We start from the raw sequence: 24,241 nt of genomic DNA on the forward strand, positions 1-24,241 counted from the left end.
TCGGGTAGGCTGGCAGGGCTGTCCAAAAAATGTGCGGAGCCATGGATGGCGGAGCCAAGCTTACAAGGACGTATTCACAGCGTTTTTTTGGACAGCCCTGCCAGCCTGCCCAGCCCCAAAGTATCAGTAAGGCTTAAACATACCCCTGACTACGAAGGTAATCATCATAAGTCCCGCTAAAGTCAGTAATCCCCTCAGGCGTAACCTCAATAATCCGAGTCGCCAAGGAAGACACAAACTCCCGATCGTGACTCACAAAAATCAAGGTACCGGGATAGTTCTCCAGCGCCAGGTTCAGCGCCTCGATGGACTCCATATCCAAGTGGTTGGTGGGCTCATCCAGCAGCATCACATTGGGCTTTTGCAGAATGAGCTTGCCGAACAGCATGCGCCCCTGCTCACCACCGGAAATGACTCGCACCGATTTGCCAATGTCATCACCGGAGAACAACATACGCCCAAGTGTACCGCGAACCAGCTGCTCACCGCCTGTAGTCCACTGTGCCATCCAGTCTGAAAGAGTATCGTCTGCGGCGAAGTCGTCTGTATGATCCTGAGCGTAGTAGCCAACTTCCGCGCTGTCCGTCCATTTAACCTCACCGCTATCTGGCTCATAGGCTCCCGCTAAACACTGCAGTAACGTGGTTTTTCCAATACCGTTAGGGCCAATCACGGCCACGCGCTCACCGGCTTCAACCTGCAAGTTCAGTTTGTTGAACAACACGTTCCCATCAAAACCCTTAGTCAAATCCCGAACGGTTACCGCTTGGCGATGCAACTTTTTACCCTGTTCAAACCGGATAAACGGGCTAACGCGGCTGGATGGCTTTACTTCATCCAACTGGATTTTGTCGATTTGGCGGGCACGGGAGGTGGCCTGTTTTGCTTTCGAGGCGTTGGCTGAGAAGCGGCTAACAAATTGCTGCAGTTCTGCAATTTGGGCTTTTTTCTTGGCATTGTCCGAGAGCATGCGCTCGCGAGCCTGAGTGGCTGCCGTCATGTACTCATCGTAGTTGCCCGGGAACAGCCTTAACTCGCCGTAATCCAGATCAGCCATGTGGGTGCACACGCTGTTTAGAAAGTGGCGGTCGTGGGAAATGATGATCATGGTGCTGCTGCGGGCCACCAGAATGTTTTCCAACCAACGGATGGTGTTAATGTCCAAGTGGTTGGTGGGCTCATCAAGTAATAATACGTCTGGGTCCGAAAACAGTGCCTGTGCCAACAGAACCCGCAACTTCCAGCCCGGGGCTAGGTTGCTCATTGGCCCATCATGCTGCTCAAGAGGAATATCCAGCCCCAAAAGCAGTTCACCCGCGCGAGATTCAGCGGTGTAGCCGTCCATCTCGGCAAACTGTACCTCGAGATCTGCCACCGCCATACCGTCTTCTTCGCTCATCTCAGCGAGTGAGTAGATGCGGTCACGCTCTTTTTTAACGTTCCACAACTCTTCATGGCCCATAATGACGGTATCCATGACGGAGCAGGTCTCATAGGCAAATTGGTCTTGCCTCAGCTTACCCAAGCGAACGTTTGGCTCTAGCATAACCTGCCCCGCAGACGGCTCCAGATCGCCACCAAGGATTTTCATTAGGGTGGATTTGCCACAGCCGTTAGCCCCGATCAGGCCATAGCGATTACCGTTACCGAATTTGGCAGAAACGTTTTCAAACAGGGGTTTAGCCCCGAATTGCATGGTGATATTGGCAGTAGAGATCAAGAAACAAACCTATAGATGTGAGGGCCAGCGCCGCGCCGGCTAAAGAAAGCGGGCATTGTACAGGTTTGCAGTGGCAACTGTGAGGCCGCAGAAACACCCATAAAAAGGGCTTGCCTCAGGCGATGGGTACGGGCAGCATTCGTTCTCTGAGGTACACCTACATTTTATTTAAGGACAATTTTCATGACTCAAGCAACCGCACGCCACATTCTGGTAGACAGTGAAGAAAAGTGTGAAGAGCTAAAGAAAGAAATCGAAGGCGGTAAAGACTTTGCTGAAGTTGCAAAGCAGCACTCCTCCTGTCCGTCTGGTCGTAACGGTGGCGATCTGGGCTCATTCGGCCCTGGCCAGATGGTTCCAGAGTTCGACAAAGTCGTCTTCAGCGGTGAGATCAATAAGGTTCTCGGGCCGGTAAAGACCCAGTTCGGATATCACCTGCTAGAAGTGACTAGCCGCGGCTAAAAAACTGCCTAGCGCTGTGATGTATCGATAGGCTCCTGAATCAATCAGGAGCCTATCTCCACCCAATCAAAGCGATGTTGGGTATTCCTTACTTTTGCGGAGCGAGGAAGCGCACCATCTGATTGCCGATGGATTCGTTTGGATCGGTAATGGCCTGCTGAATGCTTCGAGTGACACTTTTCGTAAATGCCGACCCCGGGCCACTTTCTAGAAAGTCTATGTACAGCTTCATTTCCTGATTGCTGATTTTTTCGTATGTATGCAGATAGCTGTCATACACCTGTTGCTCCACAACACCGCGGATAGTGCCGCGCTGGCTCTCGAATTTCTGTTTCAGCTCATCGTAGTTTGCCGAATCGTTACGAAAGGCAGCCATGGCTGTTGCCAGCCCAAGTTGCACTGCAATGGTAGTGTCAACCGCACTTTCAGTAGCACGAGCCGCACGGTCGAACCGCGCGAACATCTGGGCACGCCCCGTCCCCTTGTACTTACTATTCAGTTCCGGAGCCTTGGCTCGAATCTGTTTCCACACTGCCGGGTCTGATGCAGCAATTTCCACCGCCGAGATTTTTCGGGCGACGAGTGTCGCATACCAACCCTCTACGTCTTCAAGCTGCTTACCAGAGAGATCGCGCTCCAGGTTGTTCACAATTTGCTGCTCTATATCCGCAGCACGAAAACTGTTACTCACAACATACCCAATGGTGTCTGCAACCATAGGCGGCAACTGCTGGCTGCGCTTCAGGCCTTCACGAATGCCTTCACTCATCATAGCGGGGTAGCGATCAACAATGTCGTCGATAGGCGATGCCGACAGAACCTGCTGAGCACTGGGTGCCGCCATGGCGGGACCAGCCAGAAACAAGCCGGTGACTAAAAGAGGTTTAACTAGGGTACTAAGCTTCATTTCACTATCATCCTGTTTGATGGATGCAGCGTTTATGACACGCGCACCCTCCCCTGAGCAAGTAATCCATGGGTCCCGGAGATGACAGTTTGGTAGGAAAATTCTGGAGGCCAGCACGTCCACGTAAAAGAAAGCGCCAGACCCGCCGCAACCTGTGGCAGTCCCGCATAAAATGGTACGGGCTTCCGGTTCTGGGTTTGGTTGTCGGTGTCTGGGCTACTCTGCGTTTTAGCTTGCTTGCTCCGGACCCACCTGTAAACCCGAACGATCTGTGTGAAATTTTTCGTGAGCACACCGTTTGGTACGACTACGCAAAAGAGTCTCAGGAACGCTGGGGCACCCCCATTGCCACTCAAATGGCATTCGTATATTACGAATCATCGTTCCGCAGCCATGCCCGGCCACCCAGAACTCTACTATGGGGCTTTATACCCTGGTCTCGTCCAACCACTGCCTATGGATATGCGCAGGCGCTGGATCCAGCTTGGGGGGAGTACCTTGCGGCCAATGGGGATGGCATTTTTACCGTGCGTACAGACATGGAATACGCTCTGGATTTCGTAGGCTGGTACAACCATCTGACTAATCGCCAGCTTGGCATTCCATTCTATAACCCGCGCCAGCTGTATCTTGCTTATCATGAGGGCCGTGGTGGCTACGCTCGCAAAACGTTTGCGCGTAAGCCCGAGGTTACAGCTTTAGCTTCACGGGTTCAGGCCCGCGCTTTCCGTTACGACAACCAGCTCAAATCCTGTGAGCAGGAGTTCCAATGTTGGCGCTGGTATCAGTTCTGGCCATTTTGTAGCGCGAACCCATCGCCCCAGTAATCAGGCTACCGGATTAAACTCAATAGCGGCTGCCTGCGCCTGTAAGCGGTCCACCAGAAACTCCATCACAATACGAACTCTCGCCATCTGGTGCGTGTCCTGGCTTACATGCACCCATAGATCAACACTTTCACCCTCAAGAGGGTCTGACAGGCGGCGTAACTCTTTTGTGCCCTCTCCCAAATAACATGGCAATACCGCAAGGCCTGCACCTGATCGCGCCAGCGCATGCATGGCATGCAAGCTGTTGCAGCGGATAACGGAAGTGGCATTTTTCAAATGCTTGCGATACCAGCGACCTGTTGCCAGATGGCTAAAGGTGTCATCCGGAATTATCCAAAGACACTCCTCGGGCTGGTTTTCAATATCCATATTACGATGGCGGCGGCAATAGCTGGCAGAGCCATAGACTGCGGATTCAATCGCGGCTATGCGTTCACCTTCCAGAGTTGCCTGGGGTTTGTTCTCAGGGCGCAGAGTGAGGTCCGCTTCCCTATGCGTGAGATTGGTTACGTCGTTATCGGTAAGAACCTCTAACTCAATATCCGGATACTCACGCACCAACTCGGCCAAAACCGATCCGAGCAGCTCACTCATCATCGTGTCTTCAGCCGCTAAACGTACCTTCCCTACCGGAGCTGCATCCTGTCCGACCAGCTTGCGCTCGAGATTTTCCATCTCCACGGACAGTTTTTCGGCATTACGGAAGGCGGTTTCTCCCACTGGAGTTAGCTGTAATCCATCTCGGTTGCGCTCAAAAAACTGCACCCCCAAAGACTCTTCCATCTGGTCTAGCCGGCGCAAAACCGTCGTTTGATGAACGCCTAGTATTTCTCCAGCTTTAGCGAGAGTTCCACCTATTGCCAGAGCGTGTATATATCGAAGATAATCCCAATCCATAGCTACTGCATATTTGCAACGTGAGTACGGAGTTTAACGTATTTACGCTGCAAAAAAATACCCCTATAATTGGCGGTAAATTCGGGTAATCCCATTTTATTCACTGATAATTAGCAACTCACCAGATAAGGGAGGAAGTCGCTATGGCACAAAGACATATGACAACCGTTAAACCGCTACCGTCCAGTATCCTCCACAACAGTACTGCGGTGAGAAGTCAGCACACACGTGCGGCTGCAAAGATGGCGGTTCAATTTATGAGCCGTAAACTACGGTCATTTAACCGTAAGGCTGTAGCTGTAACGCCTGATATCACCCAGATGCAAGGCGGACACTGATTCCAGTCGGGCTAACGTAAAGAGCTGCACCATATAGCGCAGCCCTGAAGCAACTAGCCAAACTGAAAACGCCGGTGGTTCTGATCTCAGAACCACCGGCGTTTTGCATTGCTACGCTAGAACTCCCACACCACTTTCTTTTTCTGCTCAAACCAAGCATCCATTTTGCGGTTGTATACATCCTCAATCACATTACGCTTGATTTTCATGGTGGGCGTCAGCATGCCGTTTTCCATGGTCCAAAGCTCTTTCACCACCACAACAAACGACACTTTTTCATGGGCCTCGCAGCCTTCGTTCACCGCATCCAATTCGTTTAGCAGCTCCTGCTCCAGCTCCTCCCGGTTCATACCTGCTGCAAGCGCATCCCGAACCTCCTCTGATAGAAGCAACATTAGGCAGGGTTGAGGCTGGTTTGCACCAGCCACACAGACAGCTTCCACCGATGGATGATTAAACCGATTTTCAATAGGAACCGGCACAACATATTTACCCTTCGAGGTTTTGAACAGGTCTTTTACTCTCCCCGTAATCTTCAGGTAACCATCGGCGTTGATTTCACCCATGTCGCCGGTTTTGAGAAAACCATCGGGGGTAACGTCTTCGCGAGTTTTCGCTTCATCCTGATAGTAGCCCAACATCATGCCGGGGCTCTTCACCAGCAACTCTCCACCATCGCCTATACGGTGTTCTACCCCGGGGTTTGCTACACCTACATAGCCGATTCTGGCCTGTCCGGGTCGGCTCGCGTGGGAGTAACCGAAGTTTTCTGTCATGCCGTAAACCTCCAGCAATTCCAGCCCAAGGCCCCGGTACCAGGTAATTATTTCTTCAGACAAAGGCGCCGCTCCTGTTAGAGCGGCCCTGCAATGATCCAACCCCAGCTGTTTGAGAACCTTCTTTTTAACCACGGAGCGGATTAACGGAATATTGAATAATAGTTTTTGCTTTTTAGGCGGCAACTTGGCGTTAATGCCAAGGTAAAATTTCATCCACAGCCGAGGAACCGAGAAGAACAGAGTGGGCCGGGCACGCTGTAAATCCTGCTGGAAGGTATCCAGTGTATTGGCAAAATACACATGAAAGCCGAAGTACAGCGATTGGGTTTCAACAGCCGCTCGTTCAGCCACGTGGGCCAGAGGCAGGTAAGACAGCATGCGATCCTCTGACGAAGCCGTGAACATCTGCTGCAAACCATCTGCAACTGACATCATCGCGCGAAAACTGTGCATCACACCTTTGGGGCGCCCGGTACTTCCAGAGGTGTAAGCAATGGTGGCCAAGCTATCGGGGTCCGGCAGTACCGGCGCTGCGGGCTCATGCTCGGCAATGATATCCAGCCACTTGGGCGTGTCATCTCGCGGCGACATAGGCAAAGAGATAATAGGAAGATCGGTAGGAATGTGCCCTTTTATATCGTTCCAACCATCCGCTGTTCCGTCGAGCTTACCCAGAAACAGAAGTTTTGCTCCACTGTGCTCAAGGATATAAGCAGCCGACTCGCCATTAAGCGTAGGGTAAAGCGGCACAGAAACATGTCCGGCCGCCCAAATAGCAAGATCTGACAACAGCCAGTGAGCACTATTTTTGCCCAGAATGGCGATTTTGCTGCGTTCTGACAGCCCAAGGCTGTTGATATGAGCCGCCATGCGTGAAACCTGATCAGCGGCTTGTTTCCAAGTAATGTCTGCAACAGAGCCGTCAGGGTATGGCTGGGTCAGATATACCTTTTCGGGGATTTTTTCTGCCCAATAGTATAAACAGTGCAAAGATGTCTGCCTGTCGGGATTCACTGCCATGAAAACTCCTTATTTTTGTTATCGCTGTCAGCACTAGGCCAACTTTAAGATATAGACCCAGTTTAATAAGTGTCAGTACGGATAGTAGCGGTATTTTGTGAGACCTCAATGGCATTAAACACCTGCGTCACTGACTAAACCATCCCATATTCGACAAGTGGCTGAGTGAGGCTGATAATTTTTATGTGACATTCGTCAAGATTGGTCTAGAGTGGAAATTGCAGCGTATCGAATTCCATCACTCATAGGAGACCACCATGAGACAATCGACCCGCTCTTTCCTAATTTTCCCTGCTTGGGGATTTATCCTGCTTGGATCAGCCGCTTTTTTATACAGCGCCTACGCAGGCATGCTTGGCACCTGAGAATCTTGCGTTAGCACAACACGAGAAAGCGCCTAGCGGCGGAAGCGGGTTTCTAAAACCACTGCCGAGTTAGTGCGCTCAACACCCTCAAGATTACCAATCTCATCCAATACAGCACTCAGCTCTTCCAAAGACCGTGCTTGCAAAATTGCTATAAGATCGTACTCCCCGCTTACCGAAAACAGCTGTGATACCTGACTAATACCTTCAAGCAATGAGTTTGTTCGTGCCGTCAGCTTCTGGGCAACCTTTATAGAAACATGTGCCTCAACTTGGTTGGACGAAAAAGCTCCTCCCAATTGGACGGCATAGCCCGCAATAACACCGGTGGATTCCAGCCGAGCTATCCTGTTTTGCACGGTTGAGCGCGACAGGTCTAGCGCCTTAGCTAAGTCCGTAATGCTGATTCTGGCGTTTTGCCGCAGCAGCATAAGCAGCTTCTGGTCTTTATCGTTGATCATTTTGGCAAGCCGCTGGGTTATTTTGGTAAAAGCATAGCTCATTACGATCAAAATGCATCTGCAAACTGGCAGAGCCCCACGGCATACTGTTTCGAAACAACGTCAGGTTGCAGCCCATGATCATTCGCCCTATTACCGACAAAGATCTGGACACCCTGTTTCAGATAGCCGAAGAGTCCGGCCCGGGGTTCACATCTCTAATGCCAAACAGGGACGCTTTGGCACAAAAAGTTGACCATTCCATGGCCAGTTTTGAGCGCAAGGTGGTTCGTCCTGCCGATGAGCACTATTTGTTTGTGCTTGAGGATGAAGCCACTGGCGACATTATGGGCACCACCGGCATTGAGGCCAACGCAGGGCATACTCAGCCGCTTTACCATTTCCGGCGCAATACGGTTACTCACCACTCCCGGGACCTTGATCTTCGCCATAGCGTAGAAACCCTCACCCGCTGCAACCATTACACCGGCTATTCCGAAATTTGCTCGCTCTATTTACGACCGGAATTTCGTCAGGCCAACGCGGGGAAACTACTCTCCCGGGTACGCTTCCTATTCATGGCCCTCCACCCTGAGCGTTTTTCACAAAACATAATTGCCGAAATGCGTGGAGTTTCAGACGCTTCCGGTCAGTCACCTTTCTGGAATTGGTTGAGAGCCCACTTCGTGGATATGGAGTTCAGTCAGGCTACGCATTTGGTTGGCGCTGGCTACACGGACTTCATTGATGAGCTGATGCCATCTCATCCACTTTATACCTGCCTTATGAGCCAAGCAGCCCGCACGGTTCTCAGCCAAGTGCACAGCCAAACCCGGCCAGCTTTGCGGATACTTGAAGCAGAAGGGTTTCAACACAAAGGGTTTATAGATCTTTTTGATGCGGGGCCAACGGTTGAATGTGCACTGGCGGATATTCGCAGTGTGAGAGCTTCTACAGCTTGCAGAGTTAGTATTGATGAGTCGGAAACACTTGGAAGAAGCGGGCTTGGGCATAGGCAACACGTGGCAAACGAGCCAACGCTTATAACCAACGCAGGTACAGTAGACTTTCGGGCAACGATCACAGCCGACTCATTCGAGGAGTCGGGTAACCTGATCATTTCTCCTGCGATGGCTGACAAACTTCACCTTGAAGACGGCGATCTCTCGCGCATTTTGCCGTTGAGCCACGCGAGACCAGCACAAACCCGAAATACCGCCATGGAGTTAAGTTATGCATACTGATCGCAACGCTTTATTCGGAAACCTTTGGGCGAATTATCAAAATGTTACGCCATCGGCTGTGCAAATACATCGTATTTTGGGGGCCGAGGAAGGCCAAGCAATCATCAACGATCATATCGCGCTGCGCACCTTCAACTTGCAGCCTGTAGGGTTGGATGCACTTGCAGAACATTTTCTGGGCTTAGGGTACCGAGAAGGAGGCGAATACCACTTCAAAGCCAAAAAGCTCTATGCCCGCCATTATGAGCACCCGGACCCAGAGGCTCCACGGGTGTTTATTTCAGAGTTGCTAACGGAACAATGCTCACCAGAGCTTCAAACAGTGGTGAAAAAGTTAGTCGAAGGAGTCACAGAGGAAAGCGTTGCTGCAGACAATTTTCTGTATTCAGGCCGACATTGGAGTTTGGATTACGACACCTATCGCATGCTGTTAGACGAAAGCGAATATGCAGCTTGGCTCGCAGCTTGGGGTTACCGGGCAAATCACTTCACCGTAAGCGTAAATCATCTGCATAACTTTAAGACAGTCGCTGATATCAACCAACTCTTGAAGGATAGCGGCTTCAAGGTGAATGCTTCCGGCGGCGAAGTGAAAGGCTCTCCGGAGGATTTGCTCGAGCAGTCTTCCACCATGGCCGACCGGGTTCCGGTTCAGTTTAGTGATCGGGAAGTAACCATTCCCAGCTGCTTTTATGAGTTCGCATTACGCTATGCCAAGCCCGACGGCAGCCTTTACAGCGGGTTTGTGGCCGCCTCTGCAGACAAGATCTTCGAGAGTACCAACGCCAGTATGTAACTCTTAACGGCGCACTATGCAGGCCAGCAGACGCTGCTTACGCGCCGTTACAAAGAAACAACTTTCTACAACGGTGTGCAGCAAGTTAATTGTCTACTTTTTAAACGTCAGTATATTTAACAGGCAGCCAGTTGATAAGCATTGCAAGTGGCTACATAACAACAAAATGGCGGCAGCACCCCAAGGGCAAGCGCCGCTGGAGAAGAGAAATGTCTGCATCCGTAAACCATCTCGAAGAGCGCACCCAAGATTCGGGCGAACTGCTTGAAGACATCATGCCTTCGGCGATCACTCTGGCGATGATGCTGCGCCATAAAAAAATGGCCGCATGGCTACGCTCAGAGCTCGATGGCTATCAGGATCATGATGCCGCCCCTCCCTATCGAAAAGATTTGCCTGGACACATTGTTGCGAAATCCCCTCAATACGGATGGATTCCAGCGCCGGTAAGTGATCAACAAACGACAGAGTTTGCTCACCTTGACCTGGTCGACGGCACCAAGTCTTTGGAAAAAATCTGCGTTAACAGCAAAAAAGGCGACGGCAATCGTCTGCTGCTTGATGCCGATGACATGGCCATCCTACAGAAGCAGATCAACCTCAGTGCCGAGCTGGCCATTAACCTCAGCAGAGACGTTTACTCAGGCATTCTCAGAACCGTGCGCGGCGCCGTGTATTTGTGGACACAGGCACTTATAGAAAAAGGCTTGGAGGGAGACCATAACCATTACAGCCGTGAGGAACGTGCGCTGGTTGCAGAACTGGACAACCCAGAGCACTTTTGGCGCACAGCAATGGATGAGTTAGACACACTGCCAATCCCGGACGTGCGTTCTGCTGGATTTTTCGAACGGATGTTTGGGCGGGCAAGCTAGAGCACCACTGATTAGGCTAAACTACCACCTTGTTCCCGAACAATTCCATTTTGTTCCATGCAACAAGGAGTAGCGATGAAGCCTATTGTCACACTTACAATTGCCTGCCTGCTCTTACTGACTGGCTGCCAGTCACTGTCAGACACTCCCCCTGAGAGCACGGCAGGCAATGAAAACCGGTCATCAAAAGCAGAAGCGGCAGACCGCAATACGGTTCTTCTGAGCGCCCAGCACTGCCTGAGCGAATACCTTAAGGAACAGGGCCGAGTTCATTACGGCCCCTGCCTCAAAATCATCACGATTAACGGTGATACGCCACAAGTTCGACAGGATGGCTTTATCGCCCTTCCCGTTGCTACCCCGATGACTCTCGGCATCAGTTGCGTCTATCGCCATGCCGACGGTTCGCCGATCCCCGTCACCATGGAAACAGCCGATTTCAGCATCTCTGCGCAAGCCTTCACCAAGTCAGGAAACCGTTGGTATCTGCACGCACACACGCAAGCAAGGCAGGTTATTGGTTGTGAGCCCACACTGTCACGATCAACAAAACCAACTCAGGCAACAGATTGAAAACGCTGGTTCTGCGCGATGGGCGCACATTAGCCTACACAGACGTTGGCGACCCGCATGGATACCCTCTGATTTTCAGTCACGGCATGCCAGGGTGTCGGGTTCAAGGCCAGTTTTTCCATAATCAAGCGCTGCGGCATGGCTTCAGAGTTCTTGCGCCTGATCGCCCCGGTATCGGTGGTTCAGATTATCAGCAGGGGCGCCAATTACTGAACTACCCAAAGGATATCGAGCAACTGGCAGATTCACTTGGCTTGGAGACATTCAGTCACTTCGGCTGGTCTAGCGGCGGGTCGCGCACTCTGGCCTGTTGTTACGCACTGAGTGAGAGAGTGGAACTGGGCGTTTGCCTCTCGGGTTACACCAATTTTTCAGAATACGACAGCCGCCAAACACTGCGCGAGGGAGCCAACTGGCCAATTCCATGGCTGGCACGATATAGTCCCGGTCTCGTAAAGTTCTCAGTGCGACTTATAGCCCGCCTCTCCCGACGCCACCCAAGGCTATACATGCGGGAAGCGAAAAAGCTGGTTAACCAATCTGATCACGACCTGCTAAACCTGTTGCTGCGTGGAGATACCTTCCAACAAGATCAGATGGTCTGTATGGAAAGCGGCGGTAAGGCCATAGCAACCGACCTGCTCACCGAACTTAAGGACTGGGGTTTCCGCTTAAATCAGGTACCGACGCCTATTCTGATATACCAAGGAGAGGACGATGCATTCGTGCCCGTAGACTACGCACGTCACCTTGCGGAACATCTACCTAATGCAGAACTGACTTTGCTTCCTGCCACTGGGCACCTCTACCCCTTAGCTGAAGATTTCCAAGACAAGCTGTTCACAAACATTCGCCGACGGCTAGCAAATAAAACTGATGTAAGGAGCCCTTTGCCATCATGAATTCAGATATCAGCATTATTTGGCTAGGCGCACTGGCAAGTCTGTTGGCAGGCCTTGCTACCGGCATTGGTGCTCTGGCCGTATTCTTCATCAAAGACCTATCTGACCGGCTGCAAGACAGCATGCTTGCTGCAGCTGCAGGCGTGATGTTGGCAGCCTCTTTCTTTTCCCTACTGTTGCCGGGGCTGGAACATGGTGAGGCACTACTGGGCTCAACCTGGGCTGCAGCATTGCTTGTGATATTCGGCATACTATCCGGCGCAGGTGCTTTGTATTACGTTCATCAAAAGCTGCCCCACGAGCACTTCAACCTTGGGCCGGAAGGACCAGATGCCTCCCACATACGCCGTATATGGCTCTTTATTATCGCCATAACACTGCATAACTTTCCGGAAGGTATGGCTGTAGGTGTGGGCTTCGCCGGGGGCGACGTGCGCAACGGTTTTGTGTTGGCGCTGGGAATTGGCATTCAGAATATCCCGGAGGGCCTTGCTGTTGCGCTATCGCTCATGGCTATTCAATATTCTCGCACCAAAGCGTTCACCATTGCCTTGATGACAGGCCTCGCCGAACCCATCGGTGGCGTGTTTGGCGCTACTATGGTTTGGTTGGCAGAGCCCATCATGCCTTGGACACTGGGCTTTGCTGCTGGCGCCATGCTGTTCATCATCAGCAATGAGATCATTCCCGAAACCCACCGGAACCACTACAAAGCGCAAGTAACATTCGCATTACTGGTAGGTTTTGTCGTGATGATGTTTCTGGATGCCACGCTAGGCTGACGCGCCAGCCAGCGCCACAATATCTTCGTATTGATGCACTAGAACAACCTGCTCTGCCACAGGCTCCATGGCCAATGAGCAGGCCTCGTTGACCATGGCAGACGCAACGGTTTGTGCTTCTATCCCACGGTACTTTTCCAAAGGCCCCAAAAGCACTCTATTGACCAGCGGCATGGCTTTGGCGCCAATTGCCTCCCCAAGACGGTGCTCTGACCGATCGCCCAATAGCAGGCTCGGGTGATAAATAGACAGATAGGGATATCCCAGATTCTTTACAGCATCTTCCAGTTCGCCTTTGACCCGATTGTAAAAAATAGTCGATGAGGATGAGGAGCCAATCGCAGACATCAGAATAAACCCACGCGCACCCGCTTCGCGGCCAAGTTCGGCGGCTTTCAGGCAATAGCCGTAATCCACCTTACGAAACTGCTCCTGAGAACCGGCCTTTTTGATCGTCGTGCCCAGACAGCAAATGATGACATCCACCTCAAAAAGCTCTGCATAATCGACCATGCGATCGAAATCTATTTCCTGCTGACGCAGCTTCTTGTGAGCAGACTCCAGAGGTTTGCGAACAGGTACAATCACCGACTCAACTTCATCACGAGCCAGCAACCCTTCAAGAACCAACCCACCGGTCAGGCCGGTAGAACCCAGCAATAGCACATTCATAACGTTCTCTTTTATTTTTTTCTGATACTCATCGTACCAAAACATCCGCCTTGATCTATGAACTGGTGATGCCCGAGAGCGGTTTACAGATCCTTCAGATATTTTAGCCCCGAAAGCTGGTCCATCTGGCCGCGAATCCAGAATGCCCGTTCTCTTACATAGGACGATGGCGATGCAGCACTCAACACCTTAGGATTCGGCAGAACCGCAGCAAGCCGGGCCGACTGATTTGCTGAGAGCTGGTGCGCGGGGATTCCGAAGTGAGCCCTGCTGGCAGCTTCCACGCCATATATACCGGGCCCAAATTCGGCGATATTTAGATACACCTCAAGAATCCGCTGTTTGGGCCAAAGTGCGTCAACGGCAAGTGCGAGCCCAGCCTCCAGAGCTTTACGAACAAAACTACGGCCATTCCAGAGGAACAGGTTTTTTGCGGTTTGCTGGGTAATCGTGCTGGCGCCCCGAAGCCCTTCTCCGGCACGGTACTCTGCCAACGCATTTTGGATTGCTGAAAAATCAACACCCCAATGATCTGGAAACCGTTGATCCTCGCTGGCTACAACCGCAAGCGGCATCCACGGCGAAATTTCCTGCAGACTCACCCATGTCTGCTCTAATTCTTTAGTCGGGTTGGCATAGCTGTAACTGATCATAAACGCTGAGGTTGGCGGATTTACATACCGGAACAGGATGAGCACGGTCAAAATCAGCAATAACACAATGACCAGCGCCCCGGTAGCCCAGCGAAACAGTCGCTTTGCGACGGATTTACGAGCCATATACACCCTGCTGTGGAGAGCCTGACCGGCTGCTTTCAGCTTCTCCGGTACGCACTACCGAAACACCAATTACCCGTAGGCAGTGCTTCCTGCACACCACATGCAGTGGTGTTTTACCTGCCTCATCGCCGTCCACCGTCACAGTTTTCGGTTTTGACGTAATAACGTCGCAGCGCTTCCCCTTCAGGTGAACCACCGTGCTGGTGCGATTCGGGGATTTACCGCTAAACCGAACCATAAGAAAAGTGAGCAATAGCTGAACCAAGGGGCGTGGTTTGACGGCAATAATATCGAGCATTCCATCATCTGCAGTTGCTTGCGGAATCTCATTACCACCCCCGAAGAAGGCTCCGCTGGATATGGCAATTGACAACCAACGGCCCCGCACAAATGCTTCATCGCATGTTATTTCTGCATGAAACCCGCGTTTGGCATTTACTCGTCGTAGCAGCTCAAAGCCATAGCTGAAGCGTCCAAACAGCTTTTTGGCGGCGCCTTGTGATTCTCTGGCCGGAAGCGTTCCCAAGCCAACATGAGCCACATTAAGAAAAATTCCGTCACCGAACTCTGCCACATCAACTTGCTGAGTAGCACCTCGCTGAACCAACTCGCACAGCGCAGCTGGGTCCTCCGGCAAATCAAGGTTGCGGGCAAAATCATTGGCGGTGCCCGAAGGTAGTACGGCCAGCGTTGCATTACGCTCAAGGCACAACTGGGCTCCAGCGTTCACAGAACCGTCGCCACCGGCCACCATAACAATGTCGTCTGGCTTTACCTGCGCCTTCCAAGCCTGCTCCTGAAGGTCGCAACACTTTGGGCTCGTAATACCGGCATTAGCCAGATTTTGGAGCCAAAAGTCCCTCCCTCTCTGGCCATCGCCTGCTTCCGGGTTTGCAACCAGCCAATAATTCATACCATCACGATCTCTTTAGTAGCTTGAATAGTAACTTGAAAAAGTTCATACCCCCCCTAAACACTCCGTCAACAATACCTCAAACATTACTTTCCAGACGTTACGATAAGGACACTGGAGCCATTTCCAACTGACGGATTGTCAAACTATAGTCAATGCCTGATCTTTACGATAACAACAGGGAAACTGTAAATGATTACCGAGCTGATCACGCCTGTGCGCTCCAAAGCGCAATTGACTGCACTCAAATTAGTAACAAAACTAATACCAAGCCCTACTCCCAATTTACTTCTGGGAACCGAGTCGCGCCTCAGGCTGGTTGAGCACATGGCCCACTTTGGTTTCAAGCGGGTTTTATTGGTCACCGACGATGTACTATTCGGACTGGGAGTTATAGACCCAGTCTCGGAGCGTCTGAATGCGCTAGGGATCGAATCAGTTGTTTACAGTGGGGTGACGCCAGACCCGGGTTTTTCAGTGGTAGAAGAAGGCTTAAACATGCTTCACCAGAATGGCTGTGACGCGGTTCTGGCTATCGGCGGCGGCTCTTCAATTGATGCTGCGAAAGTAATGGCCTTGGCAGCTACTAACCACAAAACACCTCAGGAGCTTATGGGTGTTCTAAAAGCGAGAAAGCCGTCGCTCCCTCTTTTTGTTATCCCAACAACGGCAGGCACCGGCTCGGAAGCAACAATCGGGGCCGTTATAGCCGATGAAACCACCCACGTAAAAAATCTCCTAATCGACCCCAAAGTAGTTCCTTTGGCGGCGGCTCTGGACCCGGAAATAATGGCTGGCATGCCCAAGTCGGTCACCGCGGACACTGGCATTGACGCGCTTACTCATTGTCTGGAATCCTGGGTCAGCGATTTTTCCACGCCTGAAACCGAGTTCCATTCGGGTGCCGGTATAAAGCTGGTGTTCAAGCATTTGGAAAAAGCCTGTGAGAATGGCCAGGACTATGAGGCACGAAGCGCCATGGCACTGGCTGCAAACTATGGCGGTTTGGCGTTGAACAAGACGGGGTTAGGTTATGTACACGCTATTGCCCATCAGCTCGGCACTCAATATGGCGTTCCTCACGGCCGCGCCAATGCCATTGTTCTGCCACACATCCTTGAGGTAAACAGGCACAGCGCACAAACGCGACTGGCAGCATTAGCTAGGCTATGTGATCTTGCCACGGATACAGATGCAGACGCATTGGCAACTGACAAACTGATCCAGCGAGTTAATGCACTGCTTGCAGCCTTGCCCATAGCGCGTGAAGTAGCAGGCATCAACGAAAGGCACTTTACAACTATGGCACAAGCCGCCATGAAGGAAGCACACGGAACCTATGCAGTACCCAAATACTTGAATAAAAAAGAGATTATTCAAGTGCTCCGCACTATAAGTGAGCAAACTGCATAACAGCCGCCCTGCCAGAACGCCCCTTATACCGGGCGTTTCTGAGACACCACTAGAGCAACACCCGTAATAGATACAATGCCACCGATGATAGCCAGTACGCCTAAGCGCTCATCAAACAGCCAGAAGGCTTCCAAAGCGGTTACCGGAGGGACAAGATAGAACAGGCTGGCCACCTGAGAAGCCGCACCCCGGCGGATCAGCCACATCAACAACAATATGGCGCCAATGGAAACACCTAAAACCAGCCAAGCCATGGAAAGCTGAAGCTGCACTGACCACACCACCTCGCGGGTTTCGAGCAGGAGTGCGCCAAGTGCGAAGAAGGTGGCGGCGGCGCCATATTGAATAATGGTGCCAGCCACCAAATCCGCGCCTGTGCCATGGCGCTTTTGATACACAGTACCCAGAGAAATGCCTGATAAAGCAAGCAGTGCCCATATCAGCGTCCACAACGGGAAGCTCTCACCCGGGTTGCCTGCCCCGCCAAACTTCTCTAGCAGAACCAGCGTTACACCCAGAAGGCCAAGCCCCAACCCCAGCCATTGCCGCCATGAAACGGTTTCTTTTAAAACAACCACAGCAACACCCGCCGTGACCAGTGGCTGCAAGCCAACCACCAAAGACACTATCCCAGAGGGCATTCCACCCTGAATTGCGTAATAAACACCACCAAGGTAGCAGCCGTGGACGAGCAGGCCTGTTACCGCAAGATGCCCTGCCGCCCGCCAGCCAGGCCAACGGGTTTTAAGCATAGCGGCAAGCCCAGCAAGTAGGCCTAGCGTCAAAAGCATTCGAATCAAAAGAAGGGTAAATGGCTCAGCATAGGGCAAGCCATATTTGGCACCGATAAATCCGGTACTCCACAGCCACACAAACAGCGCGGGAACAAAAAATGAATAAAATAAGGATTGCATAGCTGGCTGCCGAGATCAGATATCCGAAGCGCGAGCCAGTGTAGTGGCTGGCTCGCTTGCGGAACAGAAACGGACCTCCGACTGGGTAGCTATTACAAATAGCTCTCGGGGTCTTGTTGCAAACACTTAGGTCGTGAGGATAGATTGAAGCTTCTGGGTCAGCTCTACAGCTTCACTACCCATAGGCGTGAGATAGCCGCCGTCGTCCCGTGTGATCAGCCCCTTGGCAAAAAGACGCTCCGCGGCCTGCACGGTCTCTGGTGCCGCATCGCTCCGGTGCACTTTAATACCTGCTTGACCCGAAGAAGATTCAAACTGCGACAATAGATTGAGCTCTGCAATATGGTCTGAAGAGAATGGCATTGTATTTCCTTGTCTGGTTTTGGTGGTCAGATACTTTCTTTTCTTTTTTTCTGCTCAAGGGTTAAATCTTGCTCAGTTTCATTCCACTGCTCAGAAAGTGCTTCATAGGCCTCTGAAAAGCCCTTTTTAGCCCGCTCCCATGCCGTTGCTGAGCTAGCCTTGAGTTCGTTATACCAGTTTTGCACTCGTTCACGCTGTTCGCGTAAGGACGCCAGACTTTCTTTTGAACGTTCCCGCGCCGTGTTACTCATTTCATCCCAGTTTTCCGAAAGCTCTTGTTCGAGTTCTGCAATACGCTTGTCTAATGCCGAGAGCGCCCGGTTAATGGAATCCTCCGCCTGATCCTTCTGGTCGGCCCCGTATTCCTGCAATGCTTCTCCAAGCTCTTGGGTTTCCTGCTTGAGATTTTCCACCGAGGAATTATTTATTTCAGCCTGCAGCTGTGAGCTAAACACACACAAGGCAGAAACTAAAAGGGCAAACGCTGTGGGTCTTACATTCATAAATGTCTCCGGAGCTAGGTTATTCAAGAATAGCAGTAGCACCACCATAACAATATCCCGACCAACAGCTTATCTTATAAAAGCTTAATAAACTGACAATAAAACTCGTCTATATCAATAAAAACAGAGCCTTAAAAGCCAAAATAGAACGTAAAAACCGCTCCAGAACGACACTGAAGCCAGTTGGCGTTTGTGCATCACCCAAGCCTGTGTCATTTTGAGATGGAAGCCAAAAAAAGAGGAATAGTTATGCTCTATTGGGCTGTAGTTTGTCTTGTTATTGCCATTATTGCCGGTGTCCTTGGTTTTGGGGGCATTGCGGGTACGGCGGCTGGTATCGCCAAAGTCCTGTTTTTTATCTTCTTAATTTTGTTGGTAATTTCTCTTGTTGCCAATGCTGTACGCGGGCGTGGACCAAAAATATAGAGTCTTGTCTGACGCGATTTTCGGCCCGGGTGCTTTCAACGCGCCCGGGCACCGTTTAAACCCTCTCCAGCACCACCCAGTAACATTTCACCCACAATACGAAATATCATTTCTTGCCGGTAACGCCGTATAATCTGTGCTGTTCATGTTTTAACATTGCTCGCAGCAACATTTTTGATTGCGTTTCCCGTGAGTAGCAAATGATACGCTTCCAAACACTCGCACTGCCCTTTCTAATCGCTCTCGTCTGGTTACCGGCACCGGTTGCAGCAGACACTATCAAGCGTATTCTCCACCCTGATGGCAGAGTGGAATTTACCAATGTAAAAAGCAACAGCCGTGGTCGCGCCTCAAGCAAAAACGAGACAGTTTTTCGCTACAAGGACAATAACGGCGTTGTTGCCTACAGCGGCACGCAGCCTGACGTGACAAGCTTCGATGTTATCAGCTTCTATTGCTACGCTTGCGATCCAGACTCCCACGTAAACTGGCGTACAACGCCTCTCTTCACCGGCCGCTACGACACAGAAATCAAAACAGCTGCTCAGGAATACGGAGTAGACCCGGCGCTGGTGCGCGCAGTGATTCATGCGGAATCCGCGTTCAATGAAAAGGCTCTATCCCCTGTGGGTGCTCAAGGACTAATGCAACTGATGCCGGGAACAGCTTTGGAAGTTGGCGTGCAGAATGCAATGGTTGCAGCAGACAACATTCGCGGTGGAGTGACCTACCTTGCCAAAATGCTGGAACGCTTCAAGGGGAATACCCGGCTGGCAACCGCTGCCTACAATGCAGGACCGGGCACCGTAAGCCGTTACGGAGGCATACCACCCTACGCTGAAACCAAGGCCTATGTTGAGAGAGTCGGCATACTGCATGAGCGCTACGCGAGCAATTAAGCCGAACTCTGGAAGCCTCATCCATGAGAGCTTCCAGCCATAGGATTAACGTTACTCAGATGCTGCAATCAGGCTGGCGTTACCACCGGCCGCTGTCGTATCTACACAAAGGTGACGCTCAATTACAAAACGCTGATCGAGCGTGTGTTCTGTAATTAGCGGAAGCAGTGCACCATCGCGCTTGGCCAGCGCCAAACGATACTGGCGCAAGAGAGTCTGGTCAGCACAGCTTACAACGGCTTCAAAGCCGCTGGCATTAGCAAGCACTTCCGGCTCCAGAAGCCCCTCAACGCCCACTATCGGCAAGCCAGCCTGAGCTGCACGACCGACAGAATCGTCAATACCCGGTGCAATAACCACCACTTTGTTGCCTTGAGACAGGGCCATGGCGGCCTGTGCCAATGCGGTTTCTTTGTCTGGCCCCAAACACAAAACCGTTCCGCGAGGGTAGTTGGAAAGCCGGTTGAGTTCGCCCGTTGGTCCCGGCAACTCTTCAACCTGCGCATCTAGAGGTTCAGGCACCTTACCGAAGACGGGCTCCATAGCTTGGATTCTGGCCGTCGGCGCTGGCACAGTCAGCTTGCTAAGCTTACCAATCAGCCCGTCCAGCTTTTTGCCATCAACTGTTTTATTACTGGTTTCTGCTGAGCGCTCAGCAGTAGCACCTTTTAGGAAACGTCGAACGTACTGCGGCCCACCTGCTTTCGGACCGGTCCCGGAAAGACCTTCCCCGCCGAATGGCTGGGAGCCTACAATCGCACCGATCTGGTTACGGTTAACGTAGGTGTTGCCAACCTTGATACGGCTGACAATCTGGTCAACACGGTTATCAACCCGGCTATGGATGCCGAATGTGAGGCCGTAGCCTTTGGCATTTACCGCATCCACAACCTTGTTTATGTCCTTGGCTTCGAATGTGGCCACATGCAGCACTGGCCCGAAAATCTCTTCTTCCATCTCTTCAATCCCGCTGACCCTCAGTACAGCGGGAGAGACGAATAGCCCTTTTTCTGGCACCGGAAGCTTTTTAAGCAAGCGCCCTTCGCGCTCGAACTTATCGCAGTGATCCACAATTTTCTTGCGGGCAGCTTCATCAATAACAGGCCCCACATCGGTAGAGAGTGCCCAAGGATCGCCAATGCCCAGCTCTTCCATTGCTCCGTAGAGCATTTCCAACAAGTTGTCGGCAATGTCCTTCTGCACATACAGCATGCGCAAGGCCGAACAACGCTGGCCTGCACTCTGGAACGACGAAGCCAACACATCACGAACCACCTGCTCCGGCAGAGCTGTTGAATCCACAATCATGGCGTTTAGGCCGCCGGTTTCGGCCACCAGCGGTGCATCAGGCGCCATGTTTTCCGCCATAACTTTATTGATACGCTGAGCCGTTGCCGTAGAGCCGGTAAAGCAAACCCCCGCCACTCGGGAGTCAGAAGTCAGCGCCGTACCTACAGTGGAACCGGAACCTGGTAGAAGCTGAATGGCATCTTTGGGAATTCCGGCTTCGTACATTAGCTCAACCGCACGAACGGCTAACAAAGACGTTTGCTCTGCTGGCTTGGCAACGACAACGTTACCGGCAGCCAAGTTTGCGAGGATCTGCCCAGCAAAAATCGCCAACGGAAAGTTCCACGGTGATATACAGCAAATAATGCCGCGAGCTTCGCCATCGTCTTTGTAACGCAAACCTTCATTGGCATAAAACTGCGAGAAATCTACCGCCTCGCGGATTTCAGCAACACCATCCAGCAAGGATTTACCCGCTTCACGGGTGGTTAGCGCAAACAACTCGTCTGCGTTTTCTTCCAGCAAGTCACCCACTTTACGCACGCACGCAGCACGATCTTCTGCAGGCATGGCCGACCAGCTTGTGAAGCCTTGCTCAGCAGCTGTAATGGCAGCATCTACATCGGCTTCATTGGCCTGCGTGATATGCCCAACTAGATCATCCGGATTAGCAGGGTTTTTGACTTCCAGAACCTCGGTGCCGGTAACATCAGCAGCAATCAGCGGACCACCCGACCATTGATGACTGCGGAATGCGCCACGGCCTTCATTGATACGTGCAACCGTTACAGGGTCGGTAATGTCCCAGCCTTTCGAGTTGCGGCGCTTGGCACCAAACAAATCGGCGGGGTGCACTATGGCCTTGCTCGACAGGTTTTTGCCCAGTTCCTGAACCGAATCAATGGGGTCCTTGGCAATTTCCTCCGGAGTGATACTGGTGTCCACGATCTGGTTTACAAATGAACTGTTGGCGCCGTTTTCAAGCAAACGACGCACAAGGTAAGCCAGCAGGTCGCTGTGCTTTCCTACAGGCGCATAGATTCTGCACGGCACTCCGCTCTCGCTCAGTACCTGATTGTGCAGCGATTCGCCCATACCGTGCAGACGCTGAAACTCGTAACTCTTCAGCCCAGCGGCCCGGGTCAGTTCAAGTATGGCAGAAACAGAGTGCGCATTATGGGTAGCGAACTGGGAGTAGATACGGTCGCTCATACCTATCAATTTTTTGGCGCATGAGAGGTAGGCAACATCACTGCACGCCTTGCGCGTGAACACAGGAAAGTTCGACAGGCCCATGACCTGAGCGCGCTTGATTTCAGCATCCCAGTATGCGCCTTTGACCAAGCGAACCATGATTCGGCGATCAAGTTTTACAGAGAGCGCATACAGCCAGTCAAGCGTGTGGGAAGCTCGTTTGGCGAAGGCTTGAACTACCACGCCAAAACCGTCCCAGTTGGCCAGTGCCGGGTCAGACAAAATGGCTTCGATAACATCCAAAGAAAGATCAAGCCGGTCTTGTTCTTCAGCATCAATATTGAAGCCCATGTTCGCAGCTGCGGCCTTCTTCGCCAGCTCAAGTGCGCGGGGAACCAGTTCATTCATTACCCGCTCTTTTTGACCATATTCGTAACGGGCTAGAAGTGCAGAAAGCTTAACCGAGATACCGGGATTTTTACGCACATCGCCTTTGCAGTTCTTGGCGATGCTATCGATAGCGCTGGAATAGGACTCGTAATAGCGACGGGCATCGGCATCTGTGCGAGCAGCTTCACCAAGCATGTCGTAGGAGTAGGTATAACCCTTCGCCATGTAGGATTGGGCTTCGCTCTGGGCTTCTTCGATATCACGGCCCAGAACAAACTGTCGGCCCATTTCCTTCATGGCCTGCCCCGCAACCGTGCGGACAACCGGCTCACCGAGGCGTTTAACCAGTTTTCGCAGGGTATCACCCACGGTATGACGCTCAGAATCCTTAAGCAGATTGCTGGTCATTAACAGCGCAACGGTGGTGGAGTTGATAAATGCCGAGGTGGCTTTGCCCACGTGAGCGCCCCAGTTGCCTGAGGTAATCTTATCTTCAATCAACGCATTGACCGTTGTGCTGTCGGGCACGCGCAACAGCGCTTCTGCCAAACACATCAGCGCTACGCCCTCTTTAGTAGTGAGGCCGTATTCCGCAAGAAACTTTTCCATAATTGTGGATTTTGCGCTTTGCCGGACACTGCGTACCAGATCGGCAGCACGGGCAGAAATTGCTGCCCGCTCTGCTTCAGACAACTGGGCCTCAGCAATCATCTCGTGAATCACTTTGTACTCATCTTCGAGATAGTAATCGCGAATTGCCAACCGACTGCTAGCAAGCTCTGGAGCCACTGATTGCTGCGATCTCATACTTGTACCCTCTTATTTATTTGTCTTTGCCGCATTCTACCGACAACGACAAAGACTATTTCTCTGTAAGGACCCAAAACACTTTTAATTTCGGCTTTATTGTCAGCTGAAAATGTACTATTTCGCTTTAATACCATAAAATTTCAGATTAATTGACCAAAACGAAAACCCACACTGACGTAAAACCCTTGTGGGATCAGCCCCCCTTCACCTACAGCATAGTGTCCATGGCCATAACTTGCCCGAAAGTAGCGGTTATAGGCTTTGTGGAGGATAAAACATGACGAGCGAACTAGACCGAATCGATCACTCCATCATCCGCGAGCTGCAAAAGAACGCGCGGATTACCGTTACTGAACTTGCGTCACGAGTGGGTTTGTCCAAAACCCCGTGTCAGGTGCGCATGCGCAGGCTTGAAGAGCAAGGGCTGATCACGGGCTACACCGTGTTGGTAAACCAGACCAAGCTCGGTCAAAACCATATCGCTTTTGCCCAGATTACGTTGAGTGACACCAGCAGCGAGTCGCTCAAAGCGTTTAACGCAGCCGTTAAACAGATTGCGGCTGTTGAGCAGTGCCATATGATTGCTGCCAATTTTGATTACTTGGTGAAAGTTAGAACGCGCAATATGGCGGAGTACAGACAGGTGTTAGGAGAACAAATTTCTGCCCTTCCCCATGTGCTACAAACGAGCACGTTTGTGGTGATGGAGAACGTTAAAGATGCTGGGATTTAATGTGAGGAGAGG

At 51.7% G+C, this 24,241-nt stretch carries 24 protein-coding genes; 12 read left to right on the plus strand and 12 right to left on the minus strand.

The genetic code is table 11. From position 1 onward, the window contains the following. Window positions 1-133 precede the first annotated feature (133 nt). Entirely contained in the window at window positions 134-1,720 is a 1,587-nt protein-coding gene (locus tag MWU62_RS03090) for an ABC-F family ATPase (RefSeq protein WP_247113428.1), read from the minus strand. 183 nt (window positions 1,721-1,903) lie between these two features. Here MWU62_RS03090 and MWU62_RS03095 point away from each other — a divergent pair, with 183 nt between their 5' ends. Then, window positions 1,904-2,182, plus strand: a complete 279-nt coding sequence (locus MWU62_RS03095) for a peptidylprolyl isomerase (RefSeq protein ID WP_247113429.1) — start codon at window positions 1,904-1,906, stop codon at window positions 2,180-2,182. A gap of 88 nt (window positions 2,183-2,270) precedes the next feature. Here the strand turns inward: MWU62_RS03095 and MWU62_RS03100 are convergent, their stop codons facing one another. Further along, a complete protein-coding gene (locus MWU62_RS03100) occupies window positions 2,271-3,089 on the minus strand; it encodes a DUF2059 domain-containing protein (protein WP_247113430.1) in 819 nt (272 codons plus the stop codon). A gap of 68 nt (window positions 3,090-3,157) precedes the next feature. On the opposite strand from MWU62_RS03100, the gene MWU62_RS03105 reads away from it, so the two are divergent. Continuing rightward, window positions 3,158-3,916: a lysozyme-like domain containing protein gene (locus MWU62_RS03105; RefSeq protein ID WP_247113432.1), complete on the plus strand. Its 759-nt coding sequence runs from the start codon at window positions 3,158-3,160 to the stop codon at window positions 3,914-3,916. Here the strand turns inward: MWU62_RS03105 and MWU62_RS03110 are convergent, their stop codons facing one another. The 3 genes from MWU62_RS03110 to MWU62_RS03120 form a co-directional block, all read right to left on the minus strand. Continuing rightward, window positions 3,917-4,816 (minus strand): LysR family transcriptional regulator, encoded by a 900-nt coding sequence (locus MWU62_RS03110; RefSeq protein ID WP_200365359.1) that lies wholly within the window; start codon window positions 4,814-4,816, stop codon window positions 3,917-3,919. It abuts the gene before it with no gap. A 454-nt stretch (window positions 4,817-5,270) separates the two neighbouring features. Beyond that, window positions 5,271-6,953 (minus strand): AMP-binding protein, encoded by a 1,683-nt coding sequence (locus MWU62_RS03115; RefSeq protein ID WP_247113433.1) that lies wholly within the window; start codon window positions 6,951-6,953, stop codon window positions 5,271-5,273. 397 nt (window positions 6,954-7,350) lie between these two features. After that, entirely contained in the window at window positions 7,351-7,779 is a 429-nt protein-coding gene (locus MWU62_RS03120; RefSeq protein ID WP_247113435.1) for an Lrp/AsnC family transcriptional regulator, read from the minus strand. 116 nt (window positions 7,780-7,895) lie between these two features. Between MWU62_RS03120 and astA the strand changes: the two genes are divergently transcribed. The 6 genes from astA to MWU62_RS03150 all read left to right on the plus strand — a co-directional run bounded on the left by astA (window position 7,896) and on the right by MWU62_RS03150 (window position 12,930). Continuing rightward, window positions 7,896-9,002 (plus strand): arginine N-succinyltransferase, encoded by a 1,107-nt coding sequence (gene astA / locus MWU62_RS03125; RefSeq protein WP_247113437.1) that lies wholly within the window; start codon window positions 7,896-7,898, stop codon window positions 9,000-9,002. Then, on the plus strand, window positions 8,992-9,798 hold the full coding sequence (locus MWU62_RS03130; protein ID WP_247113439.1) for a DUF1338 domain-containing protein: 807 nt from the start codon (window positions 8,992-8,994) through the stop codon (window positions 9,796-9,798). Before astA ends, MWU62_RS03130 begins: the two co-directional genes overlap by 11 nt. A 209-nt stretch (window positions 9,799-10,007) precedes the next feature. After that, on the plus strand, window positions 10,008-10,673 hold the full coding sequence (locus tag MWU62_RS03135) for a hypothetical protein (RefSeq protein ID WP_247113441.1): 666 nt from the start codon (window positions 10,008-10,010) through the stop codon (window positions 10,671-10,673). Between the two features lie 75 nt (window positions 10,674-10,748). Continuing rightward, window positions 10,749-11,246: a hypothetical protein gene (locus MWU62_RS03140; RefSeq protein WP_247113443.1), complete on the plus strand. Its 498-nt coding sequence runs from the start codon at window positions 10,749-10,751 to the stop codon at window positions 11,244-11,246. Then, the gene (locus MWU62_RS03145; RefSeq protein ID WP_247113444.1) at window positions 11,243-12,148 is read left to right on the plus strand and encodes an alpha/beta hydrolase; all 906 of its coding nucleotides are present in this window, start codon (window positions 11,243-11,245) and stop codon (window positions 12,146-12,148) included. The genes MWU62_RS03140 and MWU62_RS03145 overlap by 4 nt, the downstream gene beginning before the upstream one ends. After that, window positions 12,145-12,930, plus strand: coding sequence for a ZIP family metal transporter (locus MWU62_RS03150; RefSeq protein WP_247113446.1), 786 nt, complete (start codon window positions 12,145-12,147; stop codon window positions 12,928-12,930). Before MWU62_RS03145 ends, MWU62_RS03150 begins: the two co-directional genes overlap by 4 nt. On the opposite strand, the gene MWU62_RS03155 is transcribed toward MWU62_RS03150, so the two are convergent. The 3 genes from MWU62_RS03155 to MWU62_RS03165 form a co-directional block, all read right to left on the minus strand. Further along, complete coding sequence (locus MWU62_RS03155) at window positions 12,922-13,602, minus strand: NAD-dependent epimerase/dehydratase family protein (RefSeq protein WP_247113448.1); 681 nt, start codon at window positions 13,600-13,602, stop codon at window positions 12,922-12,924. The genes MWU62_RS03150 and MWU62_RS03155 overlap by 9 nt on opposite strands. An 83-nt stretch (window positions 13,603-13,685) precedes the next feature. Next, window positions 13,686-14,381 (minus strand): monofunctional biosynthetic peptidoglycan transglycosylase, encoded by a 696-nt coding sequence (gene mtgA / locus MWU62_RS03160; protein ID WP_247113450.1) that lies wholly within the window; start codon window positions 14,379-14,381, stop codon window positions 13,686-13,688. After that, window positions 14,371-15,294 (minus strand): YegS/Rv2252/BmrU family lipid kinase, encoded by a 924-nt coding sequence (locus MWU62_RS03165; RefSeq protein ID WP_247113452.1) that lies wholly within the window; start codon window positions 15,292-15,294, stop codon window positions 14,371-14,373. Before MWU62_RS03165 ends, mtgA begins: the two co-directional genes overlap by 11 nt. Window positions 15,295-15,486: 192 nt before the next feature. On the opposite strand from MWU62_RS03165, the gene MWU62_RS03170 reads away from it, so the two are divergent. After that, a complete protein-coding gene (locus tag MWU62_RS03170; protein WP_247113454.1) occupies window positions 15,487-16,707 on the plus strand; it encodes an iron-containing alcohol dehydrogenase in 1,221 nt (406 codons plus the stop codon). A 23-nt stretch (window positions 16,708-16,730) separates the two neighbouring features. On the opposite strand, the gene MWU62_RS03175 is transcribed toward MWU62_RS03170, so the two are convergent. The 3 genes from MWU62_RS03175 to MWU62_RS03185 all read right to left on the minus strand — a co-directional run bounded on the left by MWU62_RS03175 (window position 16,731) and on the right by MWU62_RS03185 (window position 18,535). Beyond that, the gene (locus MWU62_RS03175; RefSeq protein ID WP_247113455.1) at window positions 16,731-17,621 is read right to left on the minus strand and encodes a DMT family transporter; all 891 of its coding nucleotides are present in this window, start codon (window positions 17,619-17,621) and stop codon (window positions 16,731-16,733) included. Between the two features lie 126 nt (window positions 17,622-17,747). Beyond that, entirely contained in the window at window positions 17,748-17,984 is a 237-nt protein-coding gene (locus MWU62_RS03180) for a TIGR02647 family protein (protein WP_200365385.1), read from the minus strand. A 26-nt stretch (window positions 17,985-18,010) separates the two neighbouring features. After that, window positions 18,011-18,535, minus strand: coding sequence for a hypothetical protein (locus MWU62_RS03185; protein WP_247113457.1), 525 nt, complete (start codon window positions 18,533-18,535; stop codon window positions 18,011-18,013). Between the two features lie 201 nt (window positions 18,536-18,736). On the opposite strand from MWU62_RS03185, the gene MWU62_RS03190 reads away from it, so the two are divergent. After that, entirely contained in the window at window positions 18,737-18,913 is a 177-nt protein-coding gene (locus MWU62_RS03190; protein WP_071266942.1) for a DUF1328 domain-containing protein, read from the plus strand. A gap of 200 nt (window positions 18,914-19,113) precedes the next feature. After that, entirely contained in the window at window positions 19,114-19,812 is a 699-nt protein-coding gene (locus MWU62_RS03195) for a lytic transglycosylase domain-containing protein (RefSeq protein ID WP_247113458.1), read from the plus strand. Window positions 19,813-19,863: 51 nt separating this feature from the next. Here MWU62_RS03195 and putA read toward each other — a convergent pair whose 3' ends face one another. Next, window positions 19,864-23,493, minus strand: coding sequence for a bifunctional proline dehydrogenase/L-glutamate gamma-semialdehyde dehydrogenase PutA (putA, locus tag MWU62_RS03200; protein ID WP_247113460.1), 3,630 nt, complete (start codon window positions 23,491-23,493; stop codon window positions 19,864-19,866). A 280-nt stretch (window positions 23,494-23,773) separates the two neighbouring features. Here putA and MWU62_RS03205 point away from each other — a divergent pair, with 280 nt between their 5' ends. Next, window positions 23,774-24,229 (plus strand): winged helix-turn-helix transcriptional regulator, encoded by a 456-nt coding sequence (locus tag MWU62_RS03205; RefSeq protein WP_200365393.1) that lies wholly within the window; start codon window positions 23,774-23,776, stop codon window positions 24,227-24,229. Window positions 24,230-24,241: the final 12 nt, after the last annotated feature.

Origin of the sequence: Marinobacter sp. S6332, assembly GCF_023016045.1 — a bacterium.
In the GTDB taxonomy this organism is placed as follows: domain Bacteria; phylum Pseudomonadota; class Gammaproteobacteria; order Pseudomonadales; family Oleiphilaceae; genus Marinobacter.

What these genes read in the sequence shown, in the direction of transcription:
- MWU62_RS03095 (WP_247113429.1), top strand. Translation starts at nt 1,904, where the DNA reads ATGACTCAAGCAACCGCACGCCACATTCTGGTAGACAGTGAAGAAAAG.
- MWU62_RS03100 (WP_247113430.1), bottom strand. Translation starts at nt 3,089, where the DNA reads ATGAAGCTTAGTACCCTAGTTAAACCTCTTTTAGTCACCGGCTTGTTT.
- MWU62_RS03105 (WP_247113432.1), top strand. Translation starts at nt 3,158, where the DNA reads ATGGGTCCCGGAGATGACAGTTTGGTAGGAAAATTCTGGAGGCCAGCA.
- MWU62_RS03110 (WP_200365359.1), bottom strand. Translation starts at nt 4,816, where the DNA reads ATGGATTGGGATTATCTTCGATATATACACGCTCTGGCAATAGGTGGA.
- MWU62_RS03115 (WP_247113433.1), bottom strand. Translation starts at nt 6,953, where the DNA reads ATGGCAGTGAATCCCGACAGGCAGACATCTTTGCACTGTTTATACTAT.
- MWU62_RS03120 (WP_247113435.1), bottom strand. Translation starts at nt 7,779, where the DNA reads ATGATCAACGATAAAGACCAGAAGCTGCTTATGCTGCTGCGGCAAAAC.
- astA (WP_247113437.1), top strand. Translation starts at nt 7,896, where the DNA reads ATGATCATTCGCCCTATTACCGACAAAGATCTGGACACCCTGTTTCAG.
- MWU62_RS03130 (WP_247113439.1), top strand. Translation starts at nt 8,992, where the DNA reads ATGCATACTGATCGCAACGCTTTATTCGGAAACCTTTGGGCGAATTAT.
- MWU62_RS03135 (WP_247113441.1), top strand. Translation starts at nt 10,008, where the DNA reads ATGTCTGCATCCGTAAACCATCTCGAAGAGCGCACCCAAGATTCGGGC.
- MWU62_RS03140 (WP_247113443.1), top strand. Translation starts at nt 10,749, where the DNA reads ATGAAGCCTATTGTCACACTTACAATTGCCTGCCTGCTCTTACTGACT.
- MWU62_RS03150 (WP_247113446.1), top strand. Translation starts at nt 12,145, where the DNA reads ATGAATTCAGATATCAGCATTATTTGGCTAGGCGCACTGGCAAGTCTG.
- MWU62_RS03155 (WP_247113448.1), bottom strand. Translation starts at nt 13,602, where the DNA reads ATGAATGTGCTATTGCTGGGTTCTACCGGCCTGACCGGTGGGTTGGTT.
- mtgA (WP_247113450.1), bottom strand. Translation starts at nt 14,381, where the DNA reads ATGGCTCGTAAATCCGTCGCAAAGCGACTGTTTCGCTGGGCTACCGGG.
- MWU62_RS03165 (WP_247113452.1), bottom strand. Translation starts at nt 15,294, where the DNA reads ATGAATTATTGGCTGGTTGCAAACCCGGAAGCAGGCGATGGCCAGAGA.
- MWU62_RS03170 (WP_247113454.1), top strand. Translation starts at nt 15,487, where the DNA reads ATGATTACCGAGCTGATCACGCCTGTGCGCTCCAAAGCGCAATTGACT.
- MWU62_RS03175 (WP_247113455.1), bottom strand. Translation starts at nt 17,621, where the DNA reads ATGCAATCCTTATTTTATTCATTTTTTGTTCCCGCGCTGTTTGTGTGG.
- MWU62_RS03180 (WP_200365385.1), bottom strand. Translation starts at nt 17,984, where the DNA reads ATGCCATTCTCTTCAGACCATATTGCAGAGCTCAATCTATTGTCGCAG.
- MWU62_RS03185 (WP_247113457.1), bottom strand. Translation starts at nt 18,535, where the DNA reads ATGGTGGTGCTACTGCTATTCTTGAATAACCTAGCTCCGGAGACATTT.
- MWU62_RS03190 (WP_071266942.1), top strand. Translation starts at nt 18,737, where the DNA reads ATGCTCTATTGGGCTGTAGTTTGTCTTGTTATTGCCATTATTGCCGGT.
- MWU62_RS03195 (WP_247113458.1), top strand. Translation starts at nt 19,114, where the DNA reads ATGATACGCTTCCAAACACTCGCACTGCCCTTTCTAATCGCTCTCGTC.
- putA (WP_247113460.1), bottom strand. Translation starts at nt 23,493, where the DNA reads ATGAGATCGCAGCAATCAGTGGCTCCAGAGCTTGCTAGCAGTCGGTTG.
- MWU62_RS03205 (WP_200365393.1), top strand. Translation starts at nt 23,774, where the DNA reads ATGACGAGCGAACTAGACCGAATCGATCACTCCATCATCCGCGAGCTG.